Source organism: Limosilactobacillus reuteri (assembly GCF_013694365.1).
GTDB lineage: Bacteria > Bacillota > Bacilli > Lactobacillales > Lactobacillaceae > Limosilactobacillus > Limosilactobacillus reuteri_E.
This window is the reverse complement of record NZ_CP059275.1, coordinates 659066-676969: the sequence shown is the minus strand read 5'-3', so window position 1 is coordinate 676969 and position 17904 is coordinate 659066. Positions and strand designations below refer to the sequence as shown.

Annotated in this window: 21 protein-coding genes, 1 tRNA gene and 2 pseudogenes; 1 reads left to right on the top strand and 23 read right to left on the bottom strand. The window is 40.1% G+C overall.

Annotated features, from left to right (window positions below):
* Positions 1-33: 33 nt before the first annotated feature.
* Positions 34-423, bottom strand: a pseudogene (locus tag HHK02_RS03920) (IS30 family transposase); the annotation flags it as partial.
* 1 nt (position 424) lies between these two features.
* Here HHK02_RS03920 and HHK02_RS03915 point away from each other — a divergent pair.
* Positions 425-814, top strand: a pseudogene (locus HHK02_RS03915) (IS30 family transposase); the annotation flags it as partial.
* 32 nt (positions 815-846) lie between these two features.
* On the opposite strand, the gene HHK02_RS03910 reads toward HHK02_RS03915, so the two are convergent.
* The 22 genes from HHK02_RS03910 to HHK02_RS13100 all read right to left on the bottom strand — a co-directional run bounded on the left by HHK02_RS03910 (position 847) and on the right by HHK02_RS13100 (position 17904).
* Complete coding sequence (locus HHK02_RS03910; RefSeq protein WP_181462785.1) at positions 847-1587, bottom strand: SDR family NAD(P)-dependent oxidoreductase; 741 nt, start codon at positions 1585-1587, stop codon at positions 847-849.
* Positions 1588-1815, bottom strand: coding sequence for a hypothetical protein (locus tag HHK02_RS03905; RefSeq protein WP_078009279.1), 228 nt, complete (start codon positions 1813-1815; stop codon positions 1588-1590). It lies immediately after the preceding gene.
* Positions 1816-2466 carry an NAD(P)-dependent oxidoreductase gene (locus tag HHK02_RS03900; RefSeq protein ID WP_181462784.1) on the bottom strand — a complete coding sequence of 217 codons (651 nt, stop codon included), beginning with the start codon at positions 2464-2466 and terminating at the stop codon, positions 1816-1818.
* Entirely contained in the window at positions 2467-2631 is a 165-nt protein-coding gene (locus HHK02_RS03895; protein WP_225429505.1) for a cytochrome b5-like heme/steroid binding domain-containing protein, read from the bottom strand. It lies immediately after the preceding gene.
* A complete protein-coding gene (locus HHK02_RS03890) occupies positions 2632-4050 on the bottom strand; it encodes a Na+/H+ antiporter NhaC family protein (protein ID WP_003671381.1) in 1419 nt (472 codons plus the stop codon).
* Entirely contained in the window at positions 4051-5076 is a 1026-nt protein-coding gene (locus tag HHK02_RS03885; protein ID WP_181462783.1) for a cation diffusion facilitator family transporter, read from the bottom strand.
* A gap of 93 nt (positions 5077-5169) precedes the next feature.
* Positions 5170-5712 carry an RBBP9/YdeN family alpha/beta hydrolase gene (locus HHK02_RS03880; RefSeq protein ID WP_152699704.1) on the bottom strand — a complete coding sequence of 181 codons (543 nt, stop codon included), beginning with the start codon at positions 5710-5712 and terminating at the stop codon, positions 5170-5172.
* Positions 5713-6108, bottom strand: a complete 396-nt coding sequence (locus HHK02_RS03875; protein ID WP_231124900.1) for a phosphate-starvation-inducible PsiE family protein — start codon at positions 6106-6108, stop codon at positions 5713-5715.
* Positions 6109-6879: a triose-phosphate isomerase gene (tpiA, locus tag HHK02_RS03870; RefSeq protein ID WP_019252844.1), complete on the bottom strand. Its 771-nt coding sequence runs from the start codon at positions 6877-6879 to the stop codon at positions 6109-6111.
* A tRNA-His gene (locus HHK02_RS03865) sits at positions 6880-6954 on the bottom strand.
* A complete protein-coding gene (locus HHK02_RS03860; protein ID WP_152709406.1) occupies positions 6955-7908 on the bottom strand; it encodes an aldo/keto reductase in 954 nt (317 codons plus the stop codon).
* Positions 7909-8409 carry a phosphatase PAP2 family protein gene (locus HHK02_RS03855; protein WP_181462782.1) on the bottom strand — a complete coding sequence of 167 codons (501 nt, stop codon included), beginning with the start codon at positions 8407-8409 and terminating at the stop codon, positions 7909-7911. It lies immediately after the preceding gene.
* Positions 8410-11259 carry a DUF3427 domain-containing protein gene (locus HHK02_RS03850; protein WP_181462781.1) on the bottom strand — a complete coding sequence of 950 codons (2850 nt, stop codon included), beginning with the start codon at positions 11257-11259 and terminating at the stop codon, positions 8410-8412.
* Positions 11260-11403, bottom strand: a complete 144-nt coding sequence (locus HHK02_RS03845; protein ID WP_003671368.1) for a hypothetical protein — start codon at positions 11401-11403, stop codon at positions 11260-11262.
* Entirely contained in the window at positions 11404-12759 is a 1356-nt protein-coding gene (locus HHK02_RS03840) for an FAD-dependent oxidoreductase (RefSeq protein ID WP_107690515.1), read from the bottom strand.
* Positions 12760-13080 (bottom strand): hypothetical protein, encoded by a 321-nt coding sequence (locus HHK02_RS03835; RefSeq protein ID WP_003671366.1) that lies wholly within the window; start codon positions 13078-13080, stop codon positions 12760-12762.
* Positions 13081-13785, bottom strand: a complete 705-nt coding sequence (locus HHK02_RS03830) for a hypothetical protein (RefSeq protein ID WP_107690514.1) — start codon at positions 13783-13785, stop codon at positions 13081-13083.
* The gene (locus tag HHK02_RS03825; RefSeq protein WP_078009274.1) at positions 13786-14520 is read right to left on the bottom strand and encodes a M57 family metalloprotease; all 735 of its coding nucleotides are present in this window, start codon (positions 14518-14520) and stop codon (positions 13786-13788) included.
* The gene (locus tag HHK02_RS03820) at positions 14521-16329 is read right to left on the bottom strand and encodes a heavy metal translocating P-type ATPase (protein WP_181462780.1); all 1809 of its coding nucleotides are present in this window, start codon (positions 16327-16329) and stop codon (positions 14521-14523) included. It lies immediately after the preceding gene.
* On the bottom strand, positions 16330-17520 hold the full coding sequence (locus HHK02_RS03815; protein ID WP_107690511.1) for a phosphopentomutase: 1191 nt from the start codon (positions 17518-17520) through the stop codon (positions 16330-16332).
* The gene (locus HHK02_RS12865; RefSeq protein WP_003667147.1) at positions 17521-17652 is read right to left on the bottom strand and encodes a hypothetical protein; all 132 of its coding nucleotides are present in this window, start codon (positions 17650-17652) and stop codon (positions 17521-17523) included.
* Positions 17653-17904 (bottom strand): Rossmann-fold NAD(P)-binding domain-containing protein, encoded by a 252-nt coding sequence (locus HHK02_RS13100; protein ID WP_414601689.1) that lies wholly within the window; start codon positions 17902-17904, stop codon positions 17653-17655.

Below are 17904 nucleotides of genomic sequence, written 5' to 3'. Positions count from 1 at the left end.
GGTGAAATCAGGCAGTTTATTTGAAGCTGAACATCAAATAAATAATACTGACCAATTGATTATTGGTTGATGGAGCTGTGATATCTCTTGGTAGAAGGCCTTACGATAGATATCCATTGACGAATGTCCATTAAACATAGCTCGTGGATAGTGATTCATCCAATCATTAGTCGCTATGATCTGAGCACTACTATAGTTATTTATAGCTTCACCTTTGGTAATCTCCTTGCGGAGAAACCGGTTATTGATCTCATTGGATCCACGTTCCCAAGGGGAATACGGATCAGCATAGAAAACATGATCGTGAACTTGTGTTAACTCACTAAATTCTGAACCGTTGTCAGAGGTTATTGTCTTAAAGATGCGATAGTAAGCATCTGTGCCCATTTTCTGGCGTAAATTTATAAAGAACTGATTTACTGCTGCAGTAAATCAGTTCTTTATAAATTTACGCCAGAAAATGGGCACAGATGCTTACTATCGCATCTTTAAGACAATAACCTCTGACAACGGTTCAGAATTTAGTGAGTTAACACAAGTTCACGATCATGTTTTCTATGCTGATCCGTATTCCCCTTGGGAACGTGGATCCAATGAGATCAATAACCGGTTTCTCCGCAAGGAGATTACCAAAGGTGAAGCTATAAATAACTATAGTAGTGCTCAGATCATAGCGACTAATGATTGGATGAATCACTATCCACGAGCTATGTTTAATGGACATTCGTCAATGGATATCTATCGTAAGGCCTTCTACCAAGAGATATCACAGCTCCATCAACCAATAATCAATTGGTCAGTATTATTTATTTGAGTCCAGTGGCTAACTTATTCTTGAAATTTAGGTTACATTGGTTGTCCAGTTGAGATTTCAAAGCCGGCTGTTACAGGAATTACTTCTCCCGTGATTGCACTAGCAGCTGGGCTAGCCACAAAATAAATTGCAGCGGCGACTTCTTCGGGTTCAACAATCCGATTTAATGGACTGTTTTTTGCGAATTTTTGTTTATCTTGGTGAAAAAGCGGGGTATTAGTCGGACCGGGTGCAACAACATTTACGCGAATATTATTTTTACCGTAATCAATTGCCATTGCCCGAGTCATGTTAATAATCGCTCCCTTGGCGGCATTATAAGCAACCATTGCTCGATCACCAGCCATTCCTGAGACAGAGGAAATATTAACGATACTACCATGATCTTGTTCAATCATTGTTGGTAAGAAGGCTTTGCTAACGAGGAAAGTTCCCTTAACATCAACATCAAAGATTTTATCCCAATCTTCTTCACTGGTTTCATGAACCTCGCCGTGAATAACGATTCCTGCATTATTGATAACCGCATCAACGGTTTTAAATTTACTGAGGGTTATTTGCTTAGCATGTTCAACCTCACTTGATTTACTAATATCGGCTTGAATAAAAGCAACTTGTGTCGGGGAATACGTTTCGCCTAATTGTTGTTTAACTTGCATCCCCTTTTCGGTATCACGACCGATAAGTACCGTATTCCATCCATTTTTAAGAAAAATGTCAGCAGTGGCAAGACCAATCCCAGAGGTTCCACCACTAATAACAACTGTCTGCATCTATTCGTTACTAGCTAAAGAATGGCGAATATTGCGAATGCACTTATTGAACTCAACCCAGTCATTAAAATTCAGGTCAAGGTCTTTCACTTGATAGCGATCAGGTGGCGTAATGACTGCTCGTTCTTGTCCATGATATTTAAGAATTAGTTGTGCGTCTACTTGTTCTAATGTATAGCCACGTCCATGAAGCCAATTTTGAAGTGCTTCTAAGGTTGCTGTATTCATCTATTCTGCATCAACAACGGTAATTCGTTCACGATGGTGGCGTGGTGCTAAAATTTCATTGACCACTAACTTTGCCATTGTTCCTGCAGTTACCTTTGATTCATTTTGTTCATTAAATAATAATTCATCCTGACCAAGAATATAATTAGTCGCAACCCCAGCTTCAAATACTGCCGATGGTGAAATTCCTAGCCAGTCAATATCAGAAATAGTTTCAAGATACTGTAATTCTTTTAACTGCTGGCGGGGTGTATTAATCCATGTCTCAGCACCAGACATCTTTTCAATATCATCAACAAATAGATGCTTATCCTTACCAGTTTTAAGGCTTCCGGCACCGAGGATGAAAATTAACCGGATTTTATGTTTCCGGGCTAAAACTACTAATTTCTCAGCCAGTCTTACTTGCCGATCCGCATTCTCTGGACTAGTACCATATGCATCAACAATTACATCAAACCGCGACAACAAACTATCACTTAAGGCAAAAATATCACCACTGATCAAATTGGCATCATCACCAAGGATCTTTCTGGCCTTACTCTCATTTCGAACAATTCCAGTTACATTCAAATCTTTTTTCGTCGATGCTAATTTATAGATTGCACTGCCTGCCATTCCAGAAGCACCAATTATTCCAACTCTTATCATTTAGTCAACTAATTTTCCAATAATTGGAAGTTTTGAAACCGGTGAACACTTTTTGGCTGCTTGTTGATAGGTGACATCTGATAAATCATGGCCGAAAACATTACCGTGGATTTCTGCGCCTTTCCATTCTGGAACTTCAGAAACATCATAAACATTTCCACGCACTTATTCAGTTGCTAAGTTTGCAGCAGGGCTTTTGACTGAGACTTTCACGAGCATTCCTGCAATGATAGTTAGGATCGTAACGAGGAATGGGAAAAATGCCCAAGGAATGAAACTTAATGGATTGATTTGTAAGGTACTAGCGATGAATACCCCAGAAACACTCCATGGGACAATTGCGTTGACTGCGGCTCCTGCATCATTGAGAATCCGGGTTAAATCAACCCGCTTTAAGCCTAATTTGTCAAATGATGGGAGAAATGATTGCCCGGGAAGAATAATTGCAAGGTAGTGTTCCCCAACAAGGAGGTTAACCCCAATACAAGTAAGAGCTGTGGAGAATGTTAACCGACCAGGTGTCTTTACAATCCCAGTTAAGTGATTGATGATAGCGCTAATAATATTGAACTTGATCAATAAGCCACCTAAAGCAAGCGCAAAGATAATTAAGGCTAGAGAAGTAAGCATACTAGAGATACCGCCTTTAGAAAGCAATGTATCGATTGTTTTATCACCGGTATGGGAGACGTAACCAGTCATGATGGTATTAGTAATCGTCGTAAGGCTGGTTTTAGGTGCATGAATCCAGCCAAGTACGACCGCGAAGAGTGAGCCCAGACCAAGGGAAGGGATAGCAGGAACTTGGAAAATGGCTAATACGATTAGGAGCAGAACTGGGAGAAGAGCCCATCCAGAGATCCAGAACCCACTTTGTAGCCCGGCCATCATTTGGTGAACGGCGCCTAAACTAACATTTTTGGAGTTTAACCCTAAGAAAGTGTAAAGAATAAGACAAATTGCCCAGGCAGGAATATCGGTGGTGAGCAGGGATTTAATATGCTTGTAGATACTAATTTCACCAACACTGGCGGCAAGGTTTGTTGTTCCTGAAAGCGGGGAAATATTCGAACCACAAAAGGCTCCTGAAACAATTACCCCCGCAGTTAAACCGGGGTTAATTTTAAGAGTTGCGCCAATGCCAATAAAGGCGATTCCCATTGTTGATACAGTAGTAAATGAACTTCCACAAGCAACCCCAACAAGGGTACAAACAATAAAAACTGTTGGTAAGAAGAACTTTACAGAAATAATCTCAAACCCAAAGTACATAATTGTTGGAATAGTTCCTGAGAAAATCCAGGTGGCAATTAAGACGCCGATAGAAAGAAAGATAATGAGAGGGTCAACACCGGCTCGCAAACCATGACGCATTCCCCCCATCACGGTATCCCATTTAAATCCACGAATTCGCCCGTAAACAGCAAGCAAAACAAATGAAATAAATAATGGGGCTTGCGGTTCTTGATGCTTAAAAATAATAGGGTAGCCTAAGATGCATAAAATAACGCCAAGAATAAGTAAACTTTCACTAAAACCAATCACTGGCTCAGGACTATTTTTTGATTTGTTAATAGTTTTCATTTAAAATTCGCCAGAAATATCCTTATCAGAAAATGAATGAGGGTCGGGGACAAAAGAAATATCAGTGTCAATTATTCCAAATTTTTCTCGCATTACATTTTCGATGTGCTCTGATAATTGGAAACTTTTGAGGATCGTCATTTTAGCGTTAACCATCACGGAAGCATCAAGCGTGACCACATTTCCGTTATAGTGAGCTTTTAGTTCGACAACTTTTACAACGTGTGGAATATTGGTGATTGTTTGGCGGTATTCCCGTTCAGCCCGCGGATCAAAGTAGTCGGTTAAGTTAAGACTGCTTTCAAAGAAAATTTTTAGTCCAGAATACAGAATGAAGAAACCAACGACAATACTGGTAGCACCATCAAGCCAACGAAGGTTAAAGAGGAGAGCACCGCCAATTGAAATCAAAGTTCCAATACTGGTGAAAGCATCACTCAGGCTATCTTGGGCAGAAGCAAGCAACGCGGCGTTTTTTAATTTAAGCCCTGTTTGGCGATTCATATACCAAACAACTAACATAATAACTGACGCGATTCCGGCCCCAATCAATGCGACTGGTTGGGGAACCACCCGACTTGCAGGATTGAGGAGACTTTTAATGCCATCAATGATAACGCTTAAGGCAATCGCAACCATAACGACCGCTGTGACAAGGGAAAAAATTGTCTCATAACGCCAACGAACGAATTGTACTCGCTGGTCAGATCCCATGTGCGCTTGATAATTTCCCGAAGGCAGCTGTGCGCCGATGATATCATCATCATCCACATCCTGGGCAATGTGTAAGCCCATCATCAATAAAAAGGTCGAGATAATTCCCGAAAGGTTGTTAAAGGCATCGGCTCGTAACGTCTGCGATTTACTTATTTCAGCTAACCAGTACTCGATAATTGAAATAACAACATAAGCAACCAAGTTATAGATTAAATGGTGTTGGGAAGCTCGAATCTTTGCTAGTTCATTTGCTTGCGTTTTTTCCCAGTTATTCATTTCTTCGGCTGTATGTCTTTTAAATTTAGTCATCTAGGCCCGGTTATTAATTACGTGGGCGCATGTTGCAATAATCAGTCCCATAAAACTTACTACAGCGATCATATTACTCATAATTGACATCATCTATTTAGCTAATCTGTTTAATTCTTTTAAGGCTAGAGAAAATTTTGTGAAGCCGTCACTAGTCAAAAAGTGGCCGCCTTTTTCTTTAACTATGAGTTTTGCTCTAATTTTATTAGCGACCGCAATGCTATTTTGATAAGGAGCGATTGGGTCATCTTTGGCTGTTATAACGGTAGCTTTAGCAAGTTTAGGGAGTATATGCTCATAATGAGGCCGATCTTTCATAAACTCATCTAATTCAGGATAAGCTGGTAATTCTTTGTCAAATGCTCCCACAAGTAAAAGTCGTGCATCTTTAACATGATGATGTTCAATATAACGAAGGGCGGTAATACATCCTAAACTATGGGCAACAAGGATGAGGTTATCTTGGGGATGAATTTGGTCGTCAACCGCTTGATCCCATTCAGCTTGTTGGGGATTAAAGGGATTTGGTAGCCATATCCGATCAAGGGTAATTACTGGTTTTGCTTCTTCTTCGAGCCATGGAAACCAGTCATCATCACGGGTAGACGTACCATGAATTAAGTATGCGTTCTTCATCTATTTCATAAAGTGTTTCAATATTACCATGCCGATGATTAACAATAAAATGGCAATCGAATTAGTAAGAATTTCATAAGGCTGACCGTGGGCGGCAATTAGTCCCCGGATTAAAGCCATAATTCCTAAGCTTAATAGGAAATCGACCGCAATTCGGCCATGATGTTTTAGCGCGGCAATTATCATTGTCATAAATGAAAAGAAAAAAGACAATAACACGATCCAAAATCTTAAAAATAACATGATCCGTATTCCATCTTGCATAAGGGGAATCAGCGAAAAAGTTTCCGTAAATAAGATAATAGTTAATAAAATCCCTAGAATTGCTAGTGCGCCGATTGTACATAAACGTAAAATATGGCTAAAATTAGCCGCTAATTTATATATTTTTTTCATTTATTTTTCTTGATCATTTTTAAGATAATTGACCATTCGCAAGAAATTATCAACATCTAAACTTGCCCGACCGATTAATACTCCATCCACATCCGGCTTGTTCATAATCATTCCGATATTATCTGGATTGACACTGCCCCCATAAAGAATCCTGATCTTATCAGCAATCTCATAAGTATAGTTATCAGCAATCGTTCGCCGAATTTGACGGCATCCTTCTTCAGCAAGAACTGGATTAGCATGCTGACCATATCCAACTGCCCAACTTGGTTCATAGGAAACAACTACATTTTTTATTTGGTCAAGAGAAACGCCCCTCAATACACTCATTAATTGTTGGAAAACGTAATGAATCTCTCCGTTGACTTCTTTTTGAACCATCGTTTCATCCGTACAGATTATCGGGGTAACACCCATTTGAAGGGCCGCCAACACTTTTCGATTAACCAACTCATTATCCTCATGGAATAAATGGCGCCGTTCAATATGCCCTAACATTACGTATGAAACACCGGCATCAGCTAAACCTCGTAAGCTAATCTCACCAGTGAAAGCTCCCGAATATTCAGCTGCCGCGTTTTGCGCGATTATCTTTAATCCTGAATCATCAGCAGCATGAACCATACTCGGTAATGCAAAAGCTTGGGCCGCAATTCCGACTTCAACTTCTTGCGGATCTGGCAGTTTTCCTTTAATTGCGTCCACAAATTCAACCGATTCCTGGACATTCTTATGCATCTTCCAATTAGCAGCAATAAAGGGTTTTCGCATGGCGGTATGTGGGATTCGAACCCACGCGTGCCGGACCCACAAACCGGTGTGTTAACCAAACTTCACCAATACCGCTTATGGTAAATCATTCCCGGCCGCAAGATATAGATCATACCATTCTTGGCTCGTCAATGTAATATCGCTCCCCTTAGCACTGTCAATAATATGAGCTGGCGTCATGGTACCAAGCAACACTTGCATATGCGCAGGGTGACGTAAAATCCATGCAACGGCAATTGCATTTTTACTTACCTTATATTTTTGCGCAAGAGTTTCTAACATTGCGTTTAACTCAGGGAATTGATCATTATTAATAAACGTCCCTGCAAATGTACCGTACTGGAAAGGCGACCATGTTTGAATCGTCATCTGTTTACGACGCGTATATTCTAATAATCCCCCGTCATGATTGATTGCAGCATCATCAGTCATATTTGTATGCAGGCCAAAATCAATCATCCCCGTATGCTTTAAGCCAAACTGTACCTGGTCAATCAAAAGTCGTTGATTTGTCGCCGCTTGAAGGAGCGCAATTTGTTGCGGGTTAAAATTTGATACTCCAAAATGGCGGACTTTCCCAGATGCTTGAAGTTGGTCAAAGGCCTCTGCTATCTCTGCGGGCTCCATTAAAGGGTCTGGACGATGAATCAAAAATGAATCAAGATAATCAATCCCCATCCGTTGCAAAATTCCATCAACAGCAGCGATTAAATGCTTCTTTGACGAATCATACCGCGTTATTTTATTATCCGCGTTCGCAAAAAGTCCTCCTTTTGATTGAATGTAAAAGTCATCACGGGTAAGACTGCTTTTCTTTAATGCTTCACCAAAATGGATTTCCGAAGATCCACGTCCTAACTGTGGGTCGTTGCCATAAATATCAGCTGAATCAATAAAGTTTATTCCAGCATCGTGGGCGGATTCTAAGGCATCAATCGCTTTAGTCACTGCTAACGTCCCCATCCGCATAATACCTAATGCAACGTTCGATACTTTCCAACTTGTTCCACCAATTTGTACGTTTTTCATTTAGACAAGAAATAAAAACGAACCACAAATAAAGCCACAAATAAACCCGACAACCACATCACGAGGAAAATGAACTCCGCCAATCACTCTCGTAATGGCAGAAACAACAGCTAAAACGAGTAAAATCACTCCTAAAATCAAATTTAACCTTAACCCACACATCGCAATAATAGTCGCCGAAAAAACATGACGACTGGGCAATGAATCACCAGTTTTTTGACGTAGAATTAAGGGGTTAATCGGAAATTTTTCGTATGGTCGTGGCGCGTCAATCCGTTGGCGAATAAAAGAAAGCAGGATAAAGCCAATACCGGGAATAAGCAGAAAAGGTCCTGCTTTCAAGACATTATTTTTCCCTACCCACACTAATATAACGATGTAAGCAACGTACATAGTCCACACAACAAATTTATTAACCGCCCGTAATAAAGGAATTGTCCATGGGTGTCGATAAAAAGGTGCTGTAATATGCTGATAGAACTGGAGATAATCTTTTTTCATTTACATTGCCAATAGGTTCATCATAGTTGAGGTCAATGGATGTTCTAAAACTAAATCCATCCCCACTGCCGCTTTTTTCTTTGGTCCAACCAATTCTTCTCTTACGGAGTCCGGTTGAATATAAGCAGGACCTAAATAATAAAATTCTTTGCCAACTGCATCACTCTGTTTTACAAATAAGTGTAATTTTACTTGCGGCTTACCCTCTTTTACTCCTGCAAGCAACCGCTGGACCTCATCAGATGAAAGATGCCGAGGTGTCCGTGTGTACCAGCGCAATGAACGTCCATCTTGTAGTTGATTATTATAAATAGCACTTCTTTTTTCTTCCACATCCTTATGGTAGGTAATGAAAATTGGACACACATCTTCTGCCACTCGATACCCATATAACGGCGCACTTACATCGAGGGGCCAATTTAATAAACGACAAACATCTTTGCGGTCATATTGCTGATAAAGGGTAAATGCTTGCTTGAGGTCATATTGCTTAGCGATTTCAAGTCCCGTTGTTAGTACATCTATAAACAGCCTCTTGAAATCATTGTGACTTTCTAGTCCTGCTCGAATTTTTGAATTTAACTGATACGTTAACAAATCTGGATGATCAATAATCGGCTGTCCGCCATACTGATCCTTTTTTACCTGTTTACCAGCTTTTACATTAAAGAATTGCAAACTTAAAATATCGTCAACTGATTGTAAAACAGCTGGCGTAACGCGAATATTTTGATGCTTTAATTCTGCTTTAAAAGCATCAATTAAACACGTACCGCGAAGTAAGCGTTGAAGGAGAATCAATTCATGTGGCCGTTTACCGTTAAGCAACTCTTTAGTTAAAAAGGCTAGTACTTGACGCTCATAATTTGTTAATTTAAGTTCTATCCCCATCTTTTCTAAAAAGTCACCATAATGGTTGAGCTGGGAATTTTGCGCAAATACTCGGGGATCAACAGAACCATAACGATAAAAGTCATCCAGCAATGGTGTTCTCCCTAGTTGGTTAGTTAAATCATGGTATGCCTGTCGCAATTCACGCATCGAGTCCAATTTAACTTTATCGAGGGAGGCTAAAATTTGTTCTTCGGCAACCTTCGTAAAGTTAATGGTTGAAACGTCAAAATTCGTTGGCACCTTAACTTCACGGCGCGCTTGATCCTTACTTCGACTATTATCCTGGTTAAGAGCAAGAGGAATCATGTAATTATGTTGGTAATTTCCAATAAAATCAATAACTGTCACAAAATCTTTACCAGGATATTTACGCAAGCCGCGCCCTAGTTGTTGAATAAACACAATTGGTGATTGGGTATTACGCATCATTACAATCTGATTTACTGATGGGATGTCGACCCCTTCATTAAAAAGATCGACGGTAATGATATACTCAATCTTTCCTGCCTCTAATTGCTCAACTGCCTTTGCTCGCTCTTGACTACTACTTTGATTTGTCAATGCAATTGCAGGATGGTTAGCCGCGGCAAATTGGACTGCCAATTCTTTTGCCTCTGCCTGCCGACTACAAAATACTAATCCACGGGGCTGATCGCCACAATATCCATAATAGTCTAATTGGTTAAGAACATAATTAACCCGTTTTACAGCAATCAATTGGTTTAACTTAGAAGTCTCAGTAATAACTTCTCCATCAACTTCATAATCGGTAACCCCCACGTAATGGAATGGTGCTAACATTTTAGCAGCCAATGCATCTTTCAGCCGAATTTCATAGGCTAAATGATAATCAAACAGTTTAAATACGTCTTGATTGTCCATTCGTTCAGGGGTTGCAGTCATCCCCAACCAAAATTGCGGCATAAAGTGGTTTAAAATTCGTTGATAACTAGGTGCTGCTGCACGATGGGCCTCATCGATCAAAATGTAGTCAAATTCGGTAGCTTTGAGCTTATTCAGTACTGCTTGTTGGCTTAGTGTTTGGACAGTTGCAAATAAATATTTAGCATTCCAATCATGGCGATTACCTGTCAATAACCCATAATCAGTTTTTTTGCCGCCGATAACTCGTCGAAAACTAGCTAACGATTTTTTGGCAATTTGTTCTCGATGAACGATATATAAGAAACGGCGCGGCTGATATTTTTTAACTGCAAATGCTCCCAGATATGTTTTTCCAGTTCCCGTTGCTGAAACGACCAATCCTTTCTTAGCGCCAGTTTTTATCAGAGTGCTTAATTGTCCTAAAGCGGCCTGTTGCATTTGATTAGGTTCAATTGGTTTTAATTTTTCTGGTTGCGTCACCCTAGTCTTTGGTGGTTGCCAATTCTTGCGATACTCCGCAATCCACTCTGACGTTAGAACAGTACTCTCATGTTTAACAGTATCCAATTCCGTCGTTAGTTGTTGAAAAAAGCTTCCTTCTTGGCGGGAACTTAATTTTAAATTCCACTCCTTATTAACTAATAAAGCAGACCGTGTAAAATTAGCACTCCCAATAATTACGGTCTGATATTTCCCATGATCAAATAAATACCCCTTAGTATGAAATCCATTAAGATCAGCAATTCTGACCGTTAAATTAGGAATTTTTTGCAATTCTTCAAACATCGCGGGGTGATTAAAATTCAAGTAATTACTGGTAATGATGGTCCCGTGTACTCCTTGCTGTGCTAAGTCAGCCATCACTGCCTTAAAGGGGACTAACATATCTAACGTAATAAAGGCAACTGACCACGTAAAGTCTTTACATGACAGTAATTCGTGCCGTAACGTTTGCCAAATTGTCGATGATTGGTTGTTGGTTAATAATTGCGGACCTAACAGCGTATTACCTTGATATTGAGTACTAATAAGTCCATTCAAAATTGCATCTTGCAGCACTGAATTGTCCATTTAACTCTTCTTTAGAGACTTTACTAGTGCTCCTATCGTATTGACATCAAATTCATTTAGTAAGCCAGCCAATTCATCTAATTTAACATCCCGAACTGAACGCTTATCACTAGTTTTTACCTTTCCTTTTGCCATAATATGCATTCATTCTTTTTTATTTACTGGTTGTTTAAATAAATCATTAAATGATTCACTAATTGTTGGGTGGGTATAGATTTGGTCCCGAAGCATTTGATAGGGGAGTTTTGCCCGCATTGCAAGAACAATCATGTTGATAATTTCTTGCGCTTCCTGGACATAAAGGGTAGCCCCAATAATTAAGTTCGTTTGTGGATCGACTAATACCTTAAGCAGCCCACGGGTATCCTTCAATACTTTTGCTTTTGGAATTGCGGCAGCAGGCATCTTAAAGAGTAGGTAATCTTTCCCTTGTTTTTGCGCCTCTTTTTCCGTTAAACCGACTTGTGCAAGGGAAGGTTCAATAAAAACATTGGTTGGGACAATTAAACGATCACTAACTCGCCGTTCTTTATTACCGAATAATTCATCTTTAATAATTCGGAAGTCGTCAAGCGAGATGTAAGTAAATTGGGGACCACCTTTAACATCCCCGATTACCCACACATTAGGAACGCTAGTATGGAGGAGGTCATCGACAACAATCGCGCCGTTTTTAGCGACCTTAATATCTGTGTTTTGTAAATCAAGGTCCGCCGTTGCAGGCTTCCGGCCGGTTGCCACTAAAATTTTATCAGCGAAAATAGTTGTTTCACGATTATCAGCTCTAGCAAAAGTAATTGCAGCTTGCTCATCTTGTTCGCTAATTGCCTTAATATCAACCCCAACTTCAAAGCGAACCCCGTTATCCTTAAAGTTTTGAATTACCATTTCTGCCACATCATCATCTTCACGTGGTAGTAAAGTCTGATGGTGATCAAGAACCGTGACGTGTGAACCAAAGGAAGTGAACATATTTGCAAATTCAAGACCAATATAACCGCCACCGATAATCACGAGTTCACGTGGTAACTTAGGCTGCTCCATTGCTTGGGTAGAATTCATGAGAAATGGACTACTCTTCAATCCAGGAATATCAGGGATGGTTGGTGTTGCACCAGTATTGATAAAAATACGTTCACCCTTGTAGGAAAGAGTTTGCCCATCTGGCGTTTGCACGTCAATCGTGTGGTTACCAGTAAAATGAGCAGTTCCATCTAAGACAGTGATATTTTCTTCGCTTGCTAGCATTTGATAATTTTTTTGTCGGAGTTGGGATGTCATTACATTTTTTCCATCGACCGCGTCTTCAAATGAGGTTCCATGAGCAGCTTCAATAATTAGCCGTTTGGAAGGGAGACAAGCAATATTAATGCAGGTTCCTCCATACATTTGCTTCGATTTTTCAATAACAAGAACTTGTTCTCCATGTTGAGCGAGAAACTTCGCAAGCGTTTTTCCGCCCTTCCCAAAACCAATGATAATATTTTTGACTGTTTTCATCTAGTGTAAACATGTGATAAAAGTGATTAAGCCAAAGATAATACCAGGGAAATTTGCCCAGAAGACTGGCCAATCACGTTGCTGCTTGAAGTAAGCATAAATGCACCATAACGTACAGTTAAGCGCTGCCACTAATGGTTGTAAAGGAGCACCGTAATTTCCGGCCAAATTATTCTTAATCTGTGAAATGTAAGATACATACATCAAAATAGCTACGACTGTTGCAACCTTGCTTAAAATGTCGATAAACTTGGTCTCTTGAATAACTTGCTTCTTTTCATTTGCTTTTTGGGAGTGTTCTACTAAGTGTGCAGCTTTCATTCAGCGACAATTTAATTCACGCTCTAAATCACAAGCATAAAATTTCAAGATCTGTTCAATCGCCATCACATCATTTTGGGCTTGATGATATTTAACCCGGGGAAGGTGCAATAAACGACACATCTTTTCCAGACTGATCCCACTTTTACTTTTCCATACTTCTTTAGCGACTAGCTTTTCCAGATCTAACGACTGAATCGTACGCCAGGGACGGTCCTCTTTCCTAATCTTTAATCGATTTGCTTCATAATTCAATGATTCAAAGTCAGTTCCATTATCCCAGCTTACAATATAGTCAGGCCGCTCTACCGCAATGAAATGAAAAATCCGGTTAAAAATCTGTCTAACCTCATATCCGTTTACTTCTGAAAGGCGGAGGTCATATTGTCGCAAAAAGGCCAATTGTCGCTCAGCAGACATATTCTGGGCATAGAGGTAGTAATTAAAGCTGTTTTGTGTTTCAAATATCTTCCCCGCAATCTGAGCAACGCCATTTCGATGCTTCTGCTGATCCTGAAAAAACTCAAGGTCCAAAATAAGGAATCGCGCATGACTATTTAATCGTTGACGTAATTGATCAAAGTTTTTAATGGCCGGCGCTTTCTGGTCCTCTTTGTCCTTCACGGCTGGCAACGACTGTAAAATCATCTCTGTCACCGGCGCAAAAGAACTAAAGTGAACTACCGACATCCCATCTTTTGGCATTTATTTATTATTAGTATATAGTTTTTGAACTGCTTGCACATCATCTGGTTGGATCGTATAGAATGATCCAGCAGGCTGCATTACCGAAACAGCATTGGTATGATCAAGTCCAATCGCATGCCCCAGTTCGTGCTCGGCTGTATTAACAATTCGTTCCTGACTATAGCCATAACTTGGGTCAGTTAAATAATATGTATTTAAGTACACCGTTGCATGCATAAATCTCCTTGTCAACGAATTCGAGGACGTCTTCGTTAACCCAGCAGCATTTGAATCAGAACGGTTCATTGTTGTAACAACGATATCTGCTTTACTTTGATTATTTACTGGTTTGAACGTAAACGCCCCAGTCTGATTCCAGCTTTGAATTGCAGTATTAGTAGCTGCGTCAAGTTGAGCATTATTTGTATTTACATAGACCGTTGCTTGATTAGTCGCCCATCGTCCAGTAGATGGAATTGAAGTTTGTGTACTTGTTTGTTGTTCTGTCGTTGGTTCTTGGTCACTTTTGGAAGAGCCATTGTTTGTATCGTTTAAGTGCAGATTAGAATTATCGTTTGAGCTTGTATCGTCTCTGCCAATTAACTTAGCAATGCGATCACGAACGTTCCATGCAGTTTGGTTCGCCGTTGCTTGAACTTGTGCATCATTGAAATAAAGCCATCCTCCACCTACTAAAAGTCCTATTATAAATATCCGCTTAAGCAGTCGAAAAATGAAATTTATCTCGTTCACTTAGTCTGTCATTTTCCGTGCTTTTAGTGCCCATAAGATAGAGACAGTATCAATTATTTCCTGTAACATGGCGCCGAAAAAGGCCGGAATGATTCCGGTGCTAGCGATAAGCATTAGGATAGTACAGATTGCAATTCCGATTAGGACCGCCTGTTTTGCAATCCGCAGAGTTTCCTGAGAAATGCTAACGGCTTTTGCGACTCGCGAAAGGTCATCTTTTAGGATAACAACGGCAGCTGATTCACTAGCAGCGGTTGATCCGTGAGCTCCCATCGCAATTCCAACATCGGCTGTCACAAGAGAAGGTGCGTCATTTACGCCGTCGCCAACCATGAAAACAGGATGTTCATTTGTTGGAATGGCTTTAAGTGCATTGATTTTATCTTGTGGAAGAAGGTCGGCTTTAACCTGCGTGATCCCGACTTGTCGGGCAACTTTATCTGCAATGACAGCTTGGTCTCCCGTTAACATTAATAGATTGGTAACACCAAGCCGTTTTAACCGGTTCATTGTTTGCTTTGCTTCAGGACGAATATGGTCGGTAAAAGTAATTGCACCATAGTATTGCCCATCTACGCTCACATAGATAGCTGTTGCTGCTAACATCTGGTCAAGATTTTCAGGAGATACGAATTTTAATTTTCCTACTTTAACTTCCCGCCCATCAACAGTTGCTAAAATTCCTTTACCAGTTAATTCTTTAAGTTGATCAACGGTTGATAAGGAAACATTATATGCAGTGGCATAAGAAAGCAGTGAGCGTGCTAGGATATGTGATGATTGTTGTTCAGCACTTGCAGCGTAATGGAGGAGCTGCGTTGAGTCTATTTTTCCTGTAGGGAGGATTTTATCAACGGTCAATTGACCACTTGTAATAGTTCCTGTTTTATCAAATGCACCAGTTTTAGCAACTGCTAGTTTTTCCAGTACACTCCCTGTTTTGACAACAATTCCATTTCGTGAAGCTCGGCTCATTCCAGAAACCATTGCCACGGGAGCTGCGAGGATTAACGGACATGGTGAAGCAACAACGAGAACTTCCGCAAATCGTTCGGGACGACCGGAAAATACCCATGCAAGTGAAGAGATAATAATAGCAATAATCGTAAATGGAACAGCGTATCGGTCGGCTAATCGAACAAAGTGGGCAGGAGTCGATTCAGCCTCCTTAACCAATTTAACGAGTTGCTGATATTGGCTATCTTTGGCTAGTTTGGTGACCTGTAAAGTAATGGCATTATCACCATTAACTGATCCTGACATCACTTCGTCACCAGCTGTTTTGGAAACTGGTCGTGATTCACCAGTTAATGACGATTCGTCGAACAATCCCTCACCATTTTTAATGATTCCATCGACTGGTACTAATTCTCCAGGCTTAACGATAAGCTGGTCACCAACTTTGACATCGTTAACTGGGATGTCGCTGGTTTTGCCATTGGTGATTAAATGCGCCGTTTGCGGTGAATTATTAAGTAATGCTTTTAATTCGGTGCTTGCTTTTTTGGCAGCATAATCTTCTAAGGCATCTCCTCCGGTTAACATTACAAGAATAACCATCGCTGCCCAGTATTCGCTAACAGCTAGCGTTGCGACGACAGCCATAATGGCAAGCAGATCAACGCCATATTTACCGCTACGGATAGTTTTTAACATGCCAATAAACATTGAAAAAGCAACAATTGCGCCGACAACAGTAACCAGAATTTGAGCAAAAAGTTGTAAATGAAATCCAAATTGGAGCACGACTGCGATTGCTGCAATTACTAGGATGATGATTAATTTTTGCTTATTAGATAGTTTTTTCATTTATCTATATGCAGAAAATAATTTTCTTAAAAAACTATTACCAACTGGCAACTTATCTCCTAAATCATAATTATCAAGAATTGTTGCCCCAATATCGCTAAAACTTCTGCCACCAAGAGAAATATTTTGTTTAATTTGCGGGGCTGTTATAAGTAAGGGTACATATTCACGAGTATGTTTTTCACCAGGATAAGTAGGATCATTCCCGAAGTTCCCCGTCACAATCAGTAAATCATCATCTTGCATTTTATCGATGACTTTTGTAAGTTCGTGGTCAATCCGCATTAATTCCGTTCCAAAGCCTTCAGGATTACGTGCTTTACCAAATTGCTCTATCTCTCCCACTTCTGCTATACAAATACCTGTAAACTTTTTCTCGATCAGTTCTTGCAACTGAACAAAGCTCTCTTGATTATTCCCGGTTATTTCATTATGGTCCAAACCAAAGAACTGGGTACTTTTCCCGATTAACTTCACAGCATAACCCTCTTCCAAGAGACAATCAATAACCGTTGGACTTGCTGGAGCTAAAGGAAATCTATAAAGTTCTTGGGGATAAAAATTAGCCGCCTGGTTCCCACTAAAAAGAAGGCCATTCACATTTTCGATAGTATATGGGGAATTATCCAACATTTTTCGCAAAATCTGACAATCTTCTTTTAATTCGCCAACCGAAATAGTCTGTTCATGCGCAATTAACCAAACACTTGAAGAACTAGCCGTCGCTACTAGCAGACCACCTGTTGCCAATTGTTCAAGGCCATAATCTTTCAACGCAGTACGAATATTCATTAAGGAATTGCTTAAAAGAGGGCGCTTTGCTTTTCGCGCAAAATTAGTCGCTATTTTCAACGGCACACCATCAATAAAAACGTCAGGTTCAGCGGTCGTTGCTAAGCCCATCATCTCCCACTGGCTCTCGCGATTACTCAGGCCCGTTGAAATTGAACTCATTTGACCATAAGCAGCGTGAAGCTTTTCAAGCGAAGACATCCCCATAATCGGGTGTAAGTTGCCAAGACCCATTTTCTGAAAAGTCGGTAGTTGTAGCCGTACTCGAAAATGTTCCCCAAGGTGTCCTAGTGTGTCAGCCCCTAAACTCTCAAAATGATTGGCATCAGCCGTTGCTCCAATCCCTAATGAATCAATTATCACTACAAAAATTCGTTGATAAGATTGTCCATTTTGCATTTAACGATGAAATTTATAGTAAATAGCAATTCCCATAATCAAAAGAAGGACAAGGGCAGCAAGACGTGGGTTTGTTTTAAATAACTCGTGCATTGCATGAATTTGTCCAATACCAAGGGGAAGAGTAAACATTTAGTAGTTTTTTATAAGGAATTCTTTCATATCTGTTGGTTGATGTCCAGTGATATGCGCAAAGTCGTCAGTGACTTGGTTCATCAAGCCCATTGCAGCTGCTTGGTACATAGAAGCAAGTTCGTTTCCGTCACCCTCAGCAGCGTAAATTTCAGCAAATTTTTTTACGGTAACGGGATCGTAACCAATTTCTTCACCCGTAACATTAGTCATAATATAACTAAGTTCTGGCATTGTATAATTTTTGATCAT